Source organism: Sphingobacterium paramultivorum (assembly GCF_014109745.1).
Taxonomy (GTDB): Bacteria; Bacteroidota; Bacteroidia; order Sphingobacteriales; family Sphingobacteriaceae; genus Sphingobacterium; species Sphingobacterium paramultivorum.
Genome location: NZ_CP058555.1, coordinates 5,655,624 through 5,671,961, shown reverse-complemented (window position 1 = coordinate 5,671,961; position 16,338 = coordinate 5,655,624). Strand labels below are relative to the sequence as shown.

The 16,338-nt window shown below is 38.3% G+C and carries 12 protein-coding genes; 1 reads left to right on the top strand and 11 read right to left on the bottom strand.

Annotation, left to right across the window (positions count from 1 at the left end; translation table 11 throughout):
* Positions 1 to 77: 77 nt before the first annotated feature.
* Complete coding sequence (locus tag HS960_RS23440) at positions 78 to 944, bottom strand: UbiA prenyltransferase family protein (RefSeq protein ID WP_153845710.1); 867 nt, start codon at positions 942 to 944, stop codon at positions 78 to 80.
* A 184-nt stretch (positions 945 to 1,128) separates the two neighbouring features.
* On the opposite strand from HS960_RS23440, the gene acs reads away from it, so the two are divergent.
* A complete protein-coding gene (gene acs, locus HS960_RS23435; protein ID WP_153845711.1) occupies positions 1,129 to 3,045 on the top strand; it encodes an acetate--CoA ligase in 1,917 nt (638 codons plus the stop codon).
* Positions 3,046 to 3,117: 72 nt separating this feature from the next.
* Here acs and HS960_RS23430 read toward each other — a convergent pair whose 3' ends face one another.
* The 10 genes from HS960_RS23430 to HS960_RS23385 form a co-directional block, all read right to left on the bottom strand.
* Positions 3,118 to 4,107: an energy transducer TonB gene (locus HS960_RS23430; RefSeq protein WP_182330724.1), complete on the bottom strand. Its 990-nt coding sequence runs from the start codon at positions 4,105 to 4,107 to the stop codon at positions 3,118 to 3,120.
* Between the two features lie 155 nt (positions 4,108 to 4,262).
* Positions 4,263 to 4,748, bottom strand: coding sequence for a hypothetical protein (locus HS960_RS23425; RefSeq protein ID WP_153845713.1), 486 nt, complete (start codon positions 4,746 to 4,748; stop codon positions 4,263 to 4,265).
* 285 nt (positions 4,749 to 5,033) lie between these two features.
* Positions 5,034 to 5,465 (bottom strand): nuclear transport factor 2 family protein, encoded by a 432-nt coding sequence (locus HS960_RS23420; protein ID WP_112374911.1) that lies wholly within the window; start codon positions 5,463 to 5,465, stop codon positions 5,034 to 5,036.
* Between the two features lie 233 nt (positions 5,466 to 5,698).
* Positions 5,699 to 6,433 (bottom strand): hypothetical protein, encoded by a 735-nt coding sequence (locus HS960_RS23415; RefSeq protein ID WP_153845714.1) that lies wholly within the window; start codon positions 6,431 to 6,433, stop codon positions 5,699 to 5,701.
* Between the two features lie 732 nt (positions 6,434 to 7,165).
* Positions 7,166 to 8,176, bottom strand: coding sequence for a hypothetical protein (locus tag HS960_RS23410; protein WP_153845715.1), 1,011 nt, complete (start codon positions 8,174 to 8,176; stop codon positions 7,166 to 7,168).
* 247 nt (positions 8,177 to 8,423) lie between these two features.
* The gene (locus HS960_RS23405) at positions 8,424 to 9,086 is read right to left on the bottom strand and encodes a hypothetical protein (protein WP_153845716.1); all 663 of its coding nucleotides are present in this window, start codon (positions 9,084 to 9,086) and stop codon (positions 8,424 to 8,426) included.
* A gap of 196 nt (positions 9,087 to 9,282) precedes the next feature.
* The gene (locus HS960_RS23400) at positions 9,283 to 10,146 is read right to left on the bottom strand and encodes a DUF4302 domain-containing protein (RefSeq protein ID WP_153845717.1); all 864 of its coding nucleotides are present in this window, start codon (positions 10,144 to 10,146) and stop codon (positions 9,283 to 9,285) included.
* Positions 10,147 to 10,151: 5 nt separating this feature from the next.
* Complete coding sequence (locus tag HS960_RS23395) at positions 10,152 to 11,066, bottom strand: zinc-binding metallopeptidase (protein WP_227550153.1); 915 nt, start codon at positions 11,064 to 11,066, stop codon at positions 10,152 to 10,154.
* 1 nt (position 11,067) lies between these two features.
* Positions 11,068 to 12,666 carry a RagB/SusD family nutrient uptake outer membrane protein gene (locus HS960_RS23390; protein ID WP_153845718.1) on the bottom strand — a complete coding sequence of 533 codons (1,599 nt, stop codon included), beginning with the start codon at positions 12,664 to 12,666 and terminating at the stop codon, positions 11,068 to 11,070.
* A 3-nt stretch (positions 12,667 to 12,669) separates the two neighbouring features.
* Positions 12,670 to 16,248 carry a SusC/RagA family TonB-linked outer membrane protein gene (locus tag HS960_RS23385; protein ID WP_227550154.1) on the bottom strand — a complete coding sequence of 1,193 codons (3,579 nt, stop codon included), beginning with the start codon at positions 16,246 to 16,248 and terminating at the stop codon, positions 12,670 to 12,672.
* Between the last annotated feature and the right edge of the window lie 90 nt (positions 16,249 to 16,338).

The following is a 16,338-nucleotide window of genomic DNA, read 5'->3' as shown; positions in this document are numbered from 1 at the left end:
TTTTGGGGTAGCCAGTTCTATTCTTAAGGATGCCGAAGGGTAATAGGCTTAAGCTTTTACAGCCTATAATGTAAGGGCTAAAAGGTCTGGACAAGAACAACAATCAGAAACTGAAGCACCAAGCTACCGTCAAGTAGATAAGCATAGTGGTAATGATCTTTTGTTTTGAAAACAGCCAATTTTAGCAATGCAAATATGAGCACGTTGGTCAGAATCAATCCAAATTTAATAGGTACCGTGTAAGGTACCGTCAAGATCAAAACACAATGAAGGCCCAACAACCCATAAGTTAGATTTTTAGCTTTTTGTTCGCCCAGCATATTGGGCAAAGTCCGCAGGTGATAATAGGAATCCTGTTGGATATCCCGAATATCAAAAGGCAATGTACAGATAACCAAAAATATGAACTTCAATCCGCAGAGCGCAATAAAAACCCACTGATCTATTTTGACACCGACATTGGCCAGTTCCACATAGGGAAGCACCACACTGCTGCAGACCCAGACCAGGGCAATATGAAAAATCTTGGCCCCAGGTATCTGTCGAAGGCCCACTTTGCGGTCACGGAAAGTAAACAGGGGCATTCCGTATAATAGACTCAGGATTCCAATAAATCCCAAAAACAAAAAGGAGTACACATGAATATACCACAAGCAATAACCAAGCACAAGCAGAGCGATACCATTATTTAACCACATGACCCATTCATGATTAAAGATCCAGCGTGTCCGCGGGAATTTTGATTCTTTTGGGTTCTTCGGTTTGGACCACCACAGGCTAAAATTATAAAGCAACAAAGTCGCTGTCCCTTCCACTAAAACGATATACCAATTGATAGACCGTTCAAATATGATATAAGTCAGCGCGCATTGTGCCATGGCCGCCATGGCGATCAGAAGATTTGTATAGATTGTAATATAGAATAGCTTTCTTAGAAAAGACATCTTGGTAAATCTTGATGCAAGATAACAATCTTATAGATAAAAGTAGTTTAACATTATATTAAACATCAATTTTTTGATAAAATGGGCAAAAACCGCTAAATTGTACACCGAAATCGAAATATCAAAAACAATTTCGCAACGATAACAATATAAATTAAAATAATTCATAATAATCCTAATAACGATGAGCCTACAAATAAAATCATTTGAAGAATATCAAAGTGAATATAAGCGAAGTGTAGAACAACCTGAGGAGTTTTGGGCGAGCATTGCAGATCATTTTTTCTGGAAGAGAAAATGGAATAAAGTGCTGAGCTGGAACTTTGAGGAACCCAATGTCAAATGGTTTGAGGGTGCTAAATTAAATATTACAGAAAACTGTCTTGATCGCCATATTTATGCTAATGGTGATAAACCAGCCATCATCTGGGAACCTAACGATCCAAATGAAGCGCACCGCATTCTTTCCTATAAGCAATTACTACAAAAGGTAGAGCAATTTGCCAACGTACTTAAAAATAATAACATCAAAAAAGGAGACCGGGTATGTATTTACTTACCAATGGTTCCTGAATTGGTTATCGCTGTATTAGCCTGTGCTCGTATCGGCGCTATCCACTCGGTGGTGTTTGGAGGTTTTTCAGCACGTTCTATTGCGGATCGTATCGTCGATGCGGAATGCAAACTGATCGTTACTTCAGATGGTAGTTACCGTGGCAATAAAACCATTGGTTTAAAAAACATTGTGGACGATGCTTTAATGCAATGTGACACTGTTGAAAAAGTAATTGTCTTAACACGTACACGTACACCGGTATCGATGATCAAAGGACGCGATGTATGGTGGGAAGATGAGATCAAAAAAGTAGAAACACAAGGAAATCCAGCATGTCCAGCAGAAGAGATGGATGCTGAGGACAATTTATTCATCCTTTATACATCGGGATCCACAGGTAAGCCTAAAGGTGTAGTACATACCTGTGGCGGTTATATGGTGTATACAGGCTATACCTTTATGAATACGTTCCAATATAAGCCAAACGATGTATTTTTCTGTACAGCAGATATTGGCTGGATTACAGGACACAGTTACATCGTCTACGGGCCGTTATCACAAGGAGCTACTTCTTTAATGTTTGAGGGTATTCCAACCTTCCCAGATGCAAGCCGTTATTGGGACATTGTTGATAAGTTCAACGTCAATATTATCTATACATCCCCTACGGCATTGCGCTCATTGATGGCTTTTGGTGACGAATTTGTCGACAAGAACGATCTTTCCTCTTTGCGTGTTTTGGGATCTGTAGGTGAGCCAATCAACGAAGAAGCCTGGAACTGGTTTAATGAAAAAGTTGGTAAAAAGAATTGTCCTGTTGTTGATACCTATTGGCAGACAGAGAATGGAGGCCACTTGATCACGTCATTGGCGGGAGTAACACCGGAAAAAGCAAGTTATGCGATGTTCCCGATGCCGGGCATTCAACCCGCTTTGATGGATGAGAATGGAAAAGAAATCGAAGGCAATGATGTCACAGGAAACCTATGTATCAAGTTCCCTTGGCCAGGTATGCTACGCACGACATGGGGGGATCATGACAGATGTCGTCAAACCTATTTCTCGACGTATAAGGATATGTATTTTACAGGCGACGGGTGTTTCCGTAGTCCAGAAGGCTATTATAAAATTACAGGCCGTGTAGATGATGTATTGAACGTTTCGGGCCACCGCATTGGTACAGCAGAAGTTGAAAATGCCATCAATATGCACGCTGACGTTGTTGAATCCGCTATTGTCGGATATCCGCACCCAGTAAAAGGCCAAGGTATCTATGCTTATGTCATTGCGAATCACCATACCGATGCAGAAGCCACCAGAAAGGATATCATGGAAACCGTTTCACGTATTATCGGTCCAATTGCTAAACCAGACATTATCCAATTTGTTGATGATCTACCAAAAACACGTTCAGGAAAGATCATGCGTCGTATCTTACGCAAGATTGCCGAAGACGATATCGCCAATGTAGGTGATACTTCGACACTTCAAGATCCTGCCGTTGTAGAAGGAATCATCAAAGGCGCTGCGGCTTTGAAAAAATAGTATAGTGCATACTTTTAACAAAAGAGCCTTCCCTGGGGAAGGCTCTTTTGTTGTATGAAACTAATTCTCACATCACCGTTTAGCATTCAGTCGGATAGGTAGTATGTAAGCCACATTTACCGCTTCACCGCGCTGAACACCAGGCTTCCATTTCCCAGCCTTTTTTAGCACGCGAATACCTTCATCCCCTGTACCAAACCCCAAATCCTCTTTCACTACAGCATCTCTTACATTCCCTTCATGGTCGATCATGAACATAATCAACAACACACCGCTTACATTATTTTGAATAGCTTCTTTGGGGTAAATATAATGACTGCCGATATAGCCCATTAATCTGGATATTCCACCGGGAAATTGAGGTGGAATCATATAATTTGTTGAATCATAATTTATTAAAACCCCATTTTCTTTAGTTGTGATGCCCGAAATCAATTTATCCTTGCTATAGATTTCAACGTAGCTATCTTTTCCCAATTTGCCGTGCCATTCGCCCTCGCGTAAACTATTTAACATAGTTCCTTCTTCATAGTTATTCCTGTACCCTGAAAAACGAATTAAACCATTACCATTTTCCAATGTTCTATTCCGGAGAGAGTCATAATATGCTACATAAATGGGCTTTTCTACCTGTACTTCCCCCTTTGCGTCCACCCTATTTGGATAAAACAAAATTTTCTTCAATTGATTATTTGGATAAAAATAAAAGGCAGAATCTATTTTGGTTCCATTAAAAAAATTTTCTAAGTCCTTTAAATGACCATTTTCATAAAACTCATATTTTCTCCCATGATATTTTAAAGGTGATTGGGCAGTTTTACTTATAGCGTTAAGCTTAACTGAATCATTGTGAAAATAGAATTCCTCCACGCGATAAAATGTATCATTTCCATTTCCTTCGGGACGAACTATCCTAAGGTAATAAGCAGAGTCCTTCAGCCTAGTTTCTTCTCCATTTTTTTTATAGTAGGAAATCTTGTTCTGAGCGAGAAGATGTGATACACAAAGGGTGAATAATAAAAAGCAGATAGATCTTGTCAAAAAATGTAAATAATACTTCATAATAATTGTTAATACAGGGTAATAATAACAAATATCCCGGATAGTAAAAAAATTAGCCGGCCAAATAAAATTTAATTTTATCGCATTGGGATTTCAAAACACCTTTTTTATGTTATCCACATTATGTTAATAAAATTGTGGATAACTCAGAAAACCTACTCACCTTCATCCTCTCGAAGTCTGACAATTTCTTCCAATGCCTGAACATCGATCTGATCCTTTGGTCTATTGATTGCCTTTTTATTAGCGATGAGCTGGTTTATATGTAAAAAAGGGATTTTTACGTTATCAATTTCCGCGATGGATGCCAATTCGAGACAATCATCAAATGAAAAACCTTCAAGCCCTTTCATATCTGTCAAAATGTCCAAGCGAAGCCCATTATTCAAGTGAAAATCTGTCCAGCCAGCTACGAAAGGAATAGTTTCCAGCTGTGGAATATCACCAAGGTCAGATAGCCTGAATGCTTCCCTTAACCGTTTTCTATTATCCAATGAGTCTTTTATCCAAATATCTAAATCACCAGTAAACCTTTGAAAGCCATGCAAATTGGTTGCATAACCTCCAATCATAATGTACGCTACATTTGATTGCTCTAAATTCTGCCAAAACTCTAAAATTTCCTGATCAAAAATATCCATACACTATTTCTGATAAAAGGGTTTATGAATAATTTTTGCCTTTTTAAGCGTTTGTTGAATTTTGTAAAGACGGGTAGTCATTTCAAATCGCTCCTTATAAGTACGATTAAGTCCGGCCCTCAATAAAGCAATTTCAGATTCGCTAAGACATTGTGAAGTATGTTCTTTGTGACCATCCATTTCAGTTATACTTAGTTAAACAGATCCATTAACAAAGATACAACAAAAAAAGCCACATCATCCCGACGTGGCTAAAATAAACATATGAATTTAATTAAACAGTTTCTATTTATACGAGTTTACGGAGCTTGCAACCTTCCAGGTTCCCGATTCATTGATTAATGTCACCAAATCTGTTTTCGTGAAATCCTCAAACTTCATGGTGATACGTGCCACCATATAGTTTTCAGATTCCTCGAGTACTTCGGTACTTGTGCTGCAGTTCAATTTTTCACCTTTTTGCTTTTTCAGGAACGAAATGACTTCCGAACGGCTATTGGTGCGTGCAGCTTTTCCCTGAACTTTTTGATTGAATTCGGATGCAAACAATTTTTCTACGCCCTGAGATGCGCCTTCTGTCATTACCGACACATAGCTATCGATGGCCAAATCGGCTGTGGAAAGGTTCAATGCTTTACCAGGGTCAGCTGCTGCCATTGCGAAAGTTGATAGTGTAATCAATGCTGCTGCTGCGAATGTCTTTACTAAAGTTTTCATAATTGCTATACTTTATATTGTTAGTTTTTTTGTCTCTTTTCTTATTGTCGCAAGGATATTGATTTTGTTGCATCATTTCCTTTAAGATTCTGATTCAAAAGTAAGACAACGCAGCATCCTATTTTATTACATTTAGATCAACGGAATAAAAAAGTCGGTAAATGGTGGTAAAGGAGCGGTAAATGGATATCCGCTCCGGTAGGAAAAAATATACGTAAAGATTAATATCACTTTTATAACTGGAAAGCAGCTAGAATAGTTGCTGGCGTACAATCAACTTCATTGAGCACATTGCACCGTCGGCCATTTTTATAAAGATATATGATCGTAAATCCAACCAGGATGGGTGTACCAACAAATTCGTTGCATGGAATGCTGATCGTCTTGGCCGGAATTGGATCCTGTCCATAGACGATATCGATTTCCCATTCTTCATCTTTTACCTCAGTGAACTCCCTTTCTTTGAAATTGAAAGAAAAGGTATGGAATTTAAAGGCGATAGCATTACAATCTTTGGGTAGCAGCAATGCTCGGTTAATGTCAAATATTGGAAATGATATTTCGATCTGATTCTCCTCGGTTAGGTTAACCGTTGGATCGATATTCAGCGCATCCTGCATATGGAAATTTTCGTTGAATTGGAAATTCACCAATCTGTCGAGCCTACAGTTGTTTAGGCACAGTGTTCCCCTATCGTCATTGATACTTGTCTTCATTGCCCTATAAATCTGTCTATTCAAGCGATTGCCCATCTGTCCATCATGCAGTTCCTGATGCACTAACCCAAAAGCCTGCCTAATTGCAGCGCCCGCGCGACTTGCCTGTCCAAAATCTTTACCAGCTTTCTTCGTGTCGACGTTTTGTTTTACACGATGTGGTTTACCTTGAATGTAGTTCTTTGTTCCTACCTTTCTGCTTACCAGTGGGCCAACCAGTCCACGGATATAGCCATTATCATTTATTCCCATACAATAAATATACTACCAAAACGACCCTATGTCAAGTATCTTGTTCATTTTTAAGGATTTCGGAAGCTGCAGCAAACAGCAATTGTAAATTTGAAAATTTAGTGATACCTTTTTTGGGATTAGTTATAACCAATTCCTAACCACCTTCTGACTGCAAGCAAGGTGCAGACAGGATGTCTGTACAGTGAAAGCACCTTTAAAAGGTGGACTCAACGTGGACTCACTGTGCACACAAGGTGGTTACAGTACGGAGTTGATCGTAAGTTGGTGTAGAGTTGGTGCCAAGAAAATATAATTATTTGCGCCGAGTGGCTGTGTTGAACTTTGAGAATAATGTAATCACGATAGAGCTTGATATAGCCCCCACGAACAAGGAATCTGGAATGGACGATTTCTCATCCAAGAAATAGTATATAGCAGCTGCTATTGAAAAACAGACGATGAAGGACAATATTAAAACAAGTATAAATTTGGTTTTCATTAGTCAAGGGTTAATATAGTACAACTTAATATACAAAAAACATTTAACACCCAAAGAGAAATTTATTTAATTTATATAATTAATCCATTTCGATAACAAGAAACCTATTTAACAACTCTGGATTGATAACGTTTTCCACAATGTTATTAACATTCTGTGGAAAACCCCGAACACATCAAATTTAGACGAAATATAAGACGATATACTAGATTCGACCAAAAGTTTTTTACGATGTAAATAAGAGATACATATTATTGTTTATTCAGCATTCGAATAAAGCTACCATTTGCATAATCGAGTTTCTGTGTATAGTAGTTTGTTTCAGGGCCTGCAACCAACGCACCTCCTATCGCACCTAGCAACACGGAAGCTACAACAACATTGGTTGCAGATGCAGTTTCCATAACGGGGCCAACAAAAATAAAATCATCATCTTCCTTGATTAAAGCATAAAACTGATCCTGACTTGAAATAAAAGGATTACCAGCATGCACTACTGCATAATAATCTTTCGGGTTTACCTTTTTAAGTTTCCCTTTTTCATTCTCTTTAAAGAAGCCTAAGTTTAAATCACCCTCTCTTAATTGGGCCTGCCCACCTGATGGTGTTTGAAGGGCAAATTCCTCGTAGCTCCGATAAAGTCCATCTTTATAGGTTGAAGTATTATATAACGCTAATTGTTTCTTTTGAATATCGTCGTAATGTTCGATTTCACTGAGACTATAGCTTTTTGTGGTATCGCCGTTTTTGGTTAATGCATCAAAGATCAGGTTATTGACAACCTCGCTGGCGCGTGCCAAAGTCGCTTTGGTTACATCCATCCCTTTAACGACAATAGCTGTATCAACTCGGGCTAGCTGTAAATATTCTCCATTAGCCTCTTTTGAGAATAAGATTGCTCTAAAGTCCAAAAATCCCTTTTCAGAAAAAGCTCCCGTCAATTCCGCTATGCAGAATTTTTCCAATCGCATCAGCAATTCACCATTTCCCTTACGACCGGTTATTTGTTCCAATTGGCTCTGCAACTGTTTTTCCAATGATGGCTCCGCCACCAACAACCGGTTTGCATTCATCATACCGACCTGTATGACGCCGAGATTATCTTTTATCTCTCTTGCGTCGTATAGGTTTATCTTGCTATACTTAGCATGTTCAACGACCTTAACAGGTTTCTTAAATTGAAATGCTCTGGTCTTTTGTTGCGCTTGCACTGCAACTGAATTTATAAGAATAATGAATAGGAGGAAAATAATACGTTTCATGGTAAGTAAATTTCAGAAAATAGGTTACGCTAAGTTATTGCATTATTTGCTTTTCTGCAACACCTATACTTCTTTATGGATCATACACTTTCCTTCCTATTCACTATCTATATGTTTTACAGCAAGTTCAAGTAGGGCATTCACAAAAGTATAACGATAAGTTAACTTATGCGGTAATGGTGCTAACTAAAAAGTCCGAACATTAGATTAAATTTATAAACTGCATCCGCTATTCCTTGTTTTGCTGTTATCGTCCAATACCCCAAGCTAACTGTACATAGAAATGGCCCAGTCTATCCTTCGTAACATTTGAAACTGCAGCATTCACTACTTTCCATTCATTCTGTGCAATAGACGATTTATAACCTATTCTACATTCCGGACGAAAGCTAGTTCGTTCGGAATTAGATGTTTTCAACGTAACACTTAAATCGACAATAGCAGCATCATGTTCCAATTTTGTCTGGTTGGACTGCGTTGTCAAAAAATCTTCAAATTTCCCATTCAGATTTTTCTTTTGAACGGTAAAAGTAGCAGACTGCGTACCGACTCCCAGCTGCGGACTAAAGATCAATCTGCCTGTATGTATCGCATTGGTAGATACATAAACCGTAAAATCTCCTGTGTTCATCGTATTGTCGTTTTTACTGCTTGTCGACAGGCTAAAATTCACGCCAATGAGGGTTTGTTTGATCCTGTATGCAAGTCCAGCTCCAGCATTCCAGCCAAACCCAGGTACCTTTCCGGAATCATAATCTTTCAAAATCCTATTCAAATTGCTTGCATTGTTAAATTGAACACCGGCAAAATAGATCGTCTCAAATGGCAGATGTTTAGTCTGATTGGTTTTTTGTTGCGCAAATAACTGAGCTGCAAAAACAAGTAAAAGGGCACTAAAAAAATACTTCATAAAATTTACACTTTGGTTTATATGAATTAAACTAATTAAGGTAAGGCCTATATCCTTTAATTATGACAACTAAATCAATAGATTCATTACATGGAAAAAAATATTTACAAAAAAGCCCCTCCAAAAAATATTCTGAGGGGGCTACTAAATAAACATATGAAACTTTCTCCCTGATTTCGCAGGGAGAAAATTGCTTTTAACTTTGTGGAACTAACTTGATCGTACCTGCATCGTTGGTAAAATACCCTTTGGTATACACACCTGTTGGTTCTACATACTTCAATTCTCTAAACTTCACTCCATTAACATCATATTCCGTGTAAAATTCAAGTCCAGTAGGCGTATAACGATAGGCATAAGGTTTAGAATTTCCTGCGATAAGCAATGCTCTCTTCGTTGCCGCTGTAGCAAATGTTGCAGGAAAAGATTCTGTCCCGACCTCGAATTTGTAATTTGAAAAAGCATTAAACTTTGTAACAGCTGCACGATATGCTGCCACAATTGTAGCTGCGTCTGCAGATTTAATCGGCACCATCACCAACTTATTGTAGGACTTTCTACCTTCCATAACAATCGAATCTGCTGATGCTTTTGTTACCAGGAAATCATTTTCACCTTTCATTCCCTCGTTAACGGAACCGATTTGCGCCGTTAGAAAACCAGGTAATTGATACGCACTTGTTTTATTGAAATACCCTGGCAATGCAAAATAATGAAAAAGGCGATTATAAGTGTCAAATGTTAAAATAGGCCCTGCTCCTGGCACGATTGTATAGGTACTAGTCTGTGCTACCAATGTCGTCATATCCCCTTCTACAGTAACATCAACCCCGTTGGTAAATTTTGTAAATAAGGTATAACCACCAAACTCTAATGCGCTACTTGGATAGTATTTTATCAGCCACCCATCTTTATTAGACTGCAATGTTGAATATACATTGGACACACTTGCATTCAAACGATCAGTCGGGCTCTCATCAAAGATCCGATCCATTTTCTTTTCACAACTTACGCTCAAAGATAAAATGGCTATTGCGAGTATAAATAGTTTTATTTTCATTTTTCTTAATTTAAAGTTGTTTGATCAAATGTACTGAGTCGAGGATAACGGGCAATAATATTAGCACGTAAAATGTCCATATCGATTCCCCATTCGGACTTCATATAGCTTTTTACAATAGCCAATTTTGATAGTATCAATGCCCTTCCCGCTGCTGTCGAATTTTCTACATTCAACATGGCATCAAAATCAGCTTGACTTCGCGTAACATAGAACGAATACAGTTCAGCAAAATCTTCAGTATCAGCCTTAGAAGCATATGGCGATATGAAGCCGGCTGCTATAGCGGTCCCAATTCCAACTGGGGTGTTTGGATACTTCGTATTCCATTCATCTTCAATATAGTTACTACCCGAAATTTCTCTAAAATTGCTCGGATAGGGTTTATTTTGATTTAAGATATGCTGAAATTCATGGTGTACCGTCTTGAAGAATCCGTTGGTCAAGAATTGAGGATTTTTACCATTAGCTTCATTGAGCTCCAGTAAATTGTATAAAGAAACTTTTGTACCAGATTCAGCTGTACCAAGAATAATAACACCATTTGTCTGTACTGGTACAGAACCTGTGTAAGTAATGATCTTTGGAAAATTATTTCTTAAAAACTGTGTACTTCCAGTTACTTCACTATACGGATCCATCACCAAAAACAACATCAGTTTCGACAAACGAATCGAAGCGTCATATGGAGCTGGTACCAATCGATAGGTCATATTGGATTCCTTGTCAACATATTTATAAAGTATTTCTACGTTATATGGCTTTGTATAGTTGTTGTACAAATAGTTATCTAATGCATTTTTGGGAATTTCTGAATCCACAAAAACACTTTTAGAATCAAGTTTATCCTCTTTATTACAGGCAGAGAACATCACTCCACAGGACACTAATATTGATATTAATAGATTATTGTTTTTCATATTATCTAGGATTAGGAGTTAAGCCCGCATTAATAACATCTTGCGGCAACTGAATCGCACGTCTTTTATCGCGCTTGGTAAGTGTATTATCTGTAACAGTATATGTCACAGTACCATTAAACACCGCTGGTGCCTCCCTTCTCGTAATTTCTATTCCATAGCGCTTAACATCAAACCATCGCATACCGGTTTGCAAAAATTTCAGTCGTTTTAAAGACAATACAGCGTGAAGCATATTCTCTTGGGTACCAGACTCAATTGAAAATTCTGGATTCAACTTTTTCTTTGGTGTAGGTGCTGTTGGCGTAAAATAATCAAATGAATTTGCCCATGTATTAATAGAAGCTTCACTAACTGTAGCAGGAACATTGATCGTATTATTGTCAATGTGGATCTGCATATCGGAAAGAGCTGCACTATAATTTTTTAAATGAATATTTGCTTCTGCTCGATTAAGTAGAGCCTCCTCCGATACAATTGGCGCAAATACACCTTTTGTGTACCCTATACCCGCTACTTGATCGGTGTATTCAAACATGCGCGCCACGTGTGGAAAAATAACCTTATTTGTTGTAGTACTGGAGTAAACCGTTGCCTTAATTCTGTAATCTGTACTCGCCTTGGCCTGTCCAAAAGGTTGTTTGGCAAAAATGGTTTCTGTCATTGCAATACTACCTCCGTGGGCAAGCCTATTATTGGTTGAGTAATTGCCAAACGTCTGCCCCATAGAAGAAGATGCGGTCGCTATCAGAAAATTTGCTTTAACAGAACTTGCATTGTACTCGCGCGTAAAGTTTGCATAAGTAGCTGAAAAGGGGGCGATAGTCTTATAATCTCTCAACGTGGTACTCGGATTTTCACCTAGGGCCAATGTAGCATAATCAACTACCTTCGCCCAATCCTCCATAAACAATGCAACACGGGAAGCAAAAGTATAAGCCGCTGCACGATTAAAATGATATTTTGCAACACTAGAATTCGCATAAGAAGCATCATTAATTAATGGTAATCCTTCTTCAACATCTTTCTTAATATAATCGTAAACCTCAGCAACAGTATTGCGCTCATACTTGGGATTTAGAGTAGTTTCTCCCTTTGTCATGTAGGTTATACCAAGGTCAGTTGTGCCATATGTTTTTGAATAATTCTGTGCAAAAACATTGACGAGTATCCAATGATTATAGGCTCTAGCCAACAATGCCTCTCCTTTTTGAGCACTGAGACTCGTAGGATTTCCTTGCTCTTCAATTGCTTGTAACGCCGCATTGGCGCTGGCTATTGCACTATAGCATGCTCCCCAAATACGTTCAATACCATCGTTATTCGTCTCCGATATATCTTGCCATTTGTAGATTTCTTCTATAAATCTTGGATAGTTTAAATATACCGGACCTACATCATCTACATTGTCTGAAGACAATTCTGTAACCACAACATAAGCGCTGCTAGGATATGCCCCAACTAGCATTTTACCTATTTTGTCGGTAGTATTCAACTCGGCCCTGTTGTCTGGCAATTCATCAAGATACTTTTTACAGGACGATAAGCCCATTGCCGATAAGCCGGCCAAAATCAATATGTATGATAGTCTATTTTTCATATGCTAAAATCCCATTTTTAAGGTTAATGTATATTGCTTTGCAATTGGTAGAGCTACACCTCCTGAATTAACAAATTCTGGATCTTGCCCATTTAGACGCTTATCGGCATAAATCAACCATGGATTCACCATATTGAAACGTACACCTAGATTAGACATCTTTAAGGACTTAACAACACTCTTTGGCAATTCATACGCTAATGAGATATCTTTCAAGCGAATAAAATCACCTTTTGCAACAGTTTCCGTAGAATAGTTGTAGGCATTGTATGCATACCTATACTGACTATTGTTCCGAATAAAACGGGAATCCAAAATGACAGGTATATTTGTGAATGCTTCTTCACCTGGAACTGTCCAAGCATCTGCGAACTCTTTCGGCATGGCATCTAAATCTGTATAGCCTGTTGTGTAAGCAGGATCTAATCGCACCACATTTCCAAAAGAATAGGTAATAAATACATTGAGTTTAAAATTCTTATAAGAAAATATGTTGCCAAAGCTTCCCATATCTGTTGGCTCAGTAGGACCTTCATATTTCAAGAAAGCTATATTATTTCGCTCCTGAAAATAAACACCAGTAGTTGTCTGCGTGCCATCTATATAATTATAAAGTGGCAATCCATTTTCAATAATACGGTTGAACGGAATAGAGAACAAGGGGCGCACAGGATAACCTTCTACACCGTAGCCGCCTGCCGCAATTAGATCAGAAATTCTACTGTTGTTTTCCAAGGCAGTAATTTTATTCTTCGCTTTTGAATAGATAAAATTAGATACCCAAGAGAAATTCTCTTTTTTCAAAATCGTTGCAGATAAACTAAGCTCTATACCATGCGATTCCATATCCGCAACGTTACCGTACTTCGAGATTTCTCCTCCTAGCCCCTGTGTATTGACAATACCTATAAGATCGTAGTTATTACGTTTATAATAATCGACATCTAATGCAATACGGTTTCGGAACAAACCGATTGAGGTACCAATATTGAGTTCGTGTTTTTTCTCATAGGTCAGCTCAGAGTTTTCCAGATCCGAAATAGAAAGACCGGTTTCTTTATCAGCTGTACTTGGTCTCCATGGATTGTAACTTTGAATGATAATCTTCGAATTGGTTACAAAGTCGGGACCTCTATCAGCAGTCAAACTATAAGAACCCTTAAAACTCAGGTTTGAAAAAGGTGTCTCCAATTTCTTGAAAAAATCCTCTTCCATTACATTCCACATTCCTGAAACGTTCCATGTCGGCATCCAACGTGCAGAGGTTGTACGTCCTAAACGATTTGTACCTTCATAACGCAATGTTCCATTGATCGTATACCTATTATCAAATGTATAGTTTGCGGTACCATAAAAAGCAACTTGTCTATTGCGCGCAGGAGCAACATCACCGTTTTTTTTGCGATCTATAGAATAGTAATCAGCATTTTCCTCTTGATTTTTTTTAAATAAGGTGTAATCAATATATGGGATCTCTCCTAGATCGTATTGTAAGCCCCAACCTCTAAACCAATTTTGATTACGATTCACGGAATTGGATTCGGCTCCAGTAAATACATATAATTTATGGATGTCATTGAATGTCTTATCAAAAGCTGCGGTAAAACGTAAATCTCGCGTAAACATCTTGTTGTCGGTACGATTGTATATACCACCAGCAGGTAAGACAGAAACAGGAACAGCATAAGGATCACTCGGATCAGTATATAAGAAAGGATTCGCGTCACGGATAAATGTTGTTGGCATCCAACGGTAGGCTAATGCCTGATTCGACTGATCTTTGATATAATGCTGTTGCGAAGTTTGCTGATAGCGTGTAGCAGCTAATACACCCAATTCAAGGGCTTTAATAGGCTTCCACTTTAGTTCACCCTGGAATTTTATATCAGCAGCATTGATATCCATGTAATTGTTATCCAACTCATGCAGGATATTAAAAGGAGCATAATTCCGGGTATAGAACTCGTTAGGATCGAGTGTCCTGGAATTTCTTAACGCATATGTATATGGATTGATATCAAAGTCTCGCTTAATTTCCATGGAGACTCGATCCACAGATGAACCTATTGTACCTGGAGCTCGTTGATCCCTATAGGAACCATTTGTTCTTAGATCTAATTTTAGATTATCAAACAAATTATAGGACGCATTAAACATACCGGTGTAACGCTTCACATCAGATTTACGCGTCCATCCGTTATCAAAAACTCCACTGATGGATGTATAATACTGTGCTCGGTCTGTACCTGAAGAAAGACTGACCGAATGATTTTGCATAATCGTTCGGCTGAACAATTGTTTGAACCAGTCTGTATTACGGTATTCAGCTTGCCTTAAATAAGCATTTCTTGCCTCCTGTGTATTTTCTAATTGTCCCGCTTTGATCAACTGATACATTTTTCCGTAAACTCCCGATTCGGACCTATTAGCAACATCAGCCATTGTTAGCCACCCTCTTTGTTCAAGAGTTTGATAAAACGCCATCTGCTCTTGGGAGTTCATGATATTAAAATTATTATAAGAAGGGATAGCTCTGGAAGTAAACTCTCCTACATAGCTTGCAGAATTTCTACCTGCAGTTCCTTTTTTAGTTGTAATAACTATAACACCCCCCATCGCCCGAGCTCCATAAATTGATGTTGCAGAACCATCTTTTAGCACGGTAAACGACTCGATGTCATTCGCATTTAATCCAGCTACGGCGGAACTGATTAGCGTCAATGCATCCCCTGAAGAAAGATCATCTGAAGAAACATTTGCCACATCCTCTATAATAATACCGTCCACTACCCAAAGTGGTTTTGAACTACCATAAATTGATGTTGCTCCACGAACTCTAATTTTCGGTGCGGATCCAAATGTTCCAGTTGTATTTTGAACCGATACACCGGCTACACGTCCTTCCAAAGCTCTAGAAGGATCAGGAAGCCCTCCCAATTCAATATCTTTCATATCGACTTTAGCGGTAGCTCCTGTAAATGTTCTCTTGTCAATTTTAGCTCCAAGACCTGTCACTACAACTTCCTCGATCTGTCTTTCATTTGAATCCAATATGATAGTGATTGTACTTCTATTATTGACAGCAACCTCAGTGTTGTTAAATCCTACATATCGCACAACCAATACCGCATTTCCCCCAGCATTTATCTTAAAATGTCCGTTTGCATCAGTTTGAGTAGAAATAGAGGTTCCTTTGACCGTGATTGTAGCACCAGCCAACGGATTTCCATCAGCATTTTTAACAGTTCCGCTGATCGACTGTTGGATACTCTCGAAAACTACTTCGTTCTTTACATTGCTATTGACAGAAATTGTATTTGCAATAATCTTATACTCAATATTTTTATCGCTTAGAATCGATTTTAATGCTTCTTCTACTGAAGCATTTTTCAGATTGATTGTAACGCGAGATTTAGCGTTTAAATTTTCACTATAAAGAACACGTAGATTAGATTGCTTGGATATTGCTGAAAGCGCTTCCTCAATCCGTGCATTCCTCATTTTCAATGTAACTTTTTGTGCTGTTCCTTTTGCATGAACACCGGTTACAAATGCGAATAAAAGGCATGTACTAATTTTCATAATACGTAAGGGTTTGCAAAACCTATGATCTTGGGGTAACAAGGACCAGGCTTTGCTAAATGGTAAGTTATTCATACATTTACATTTTGT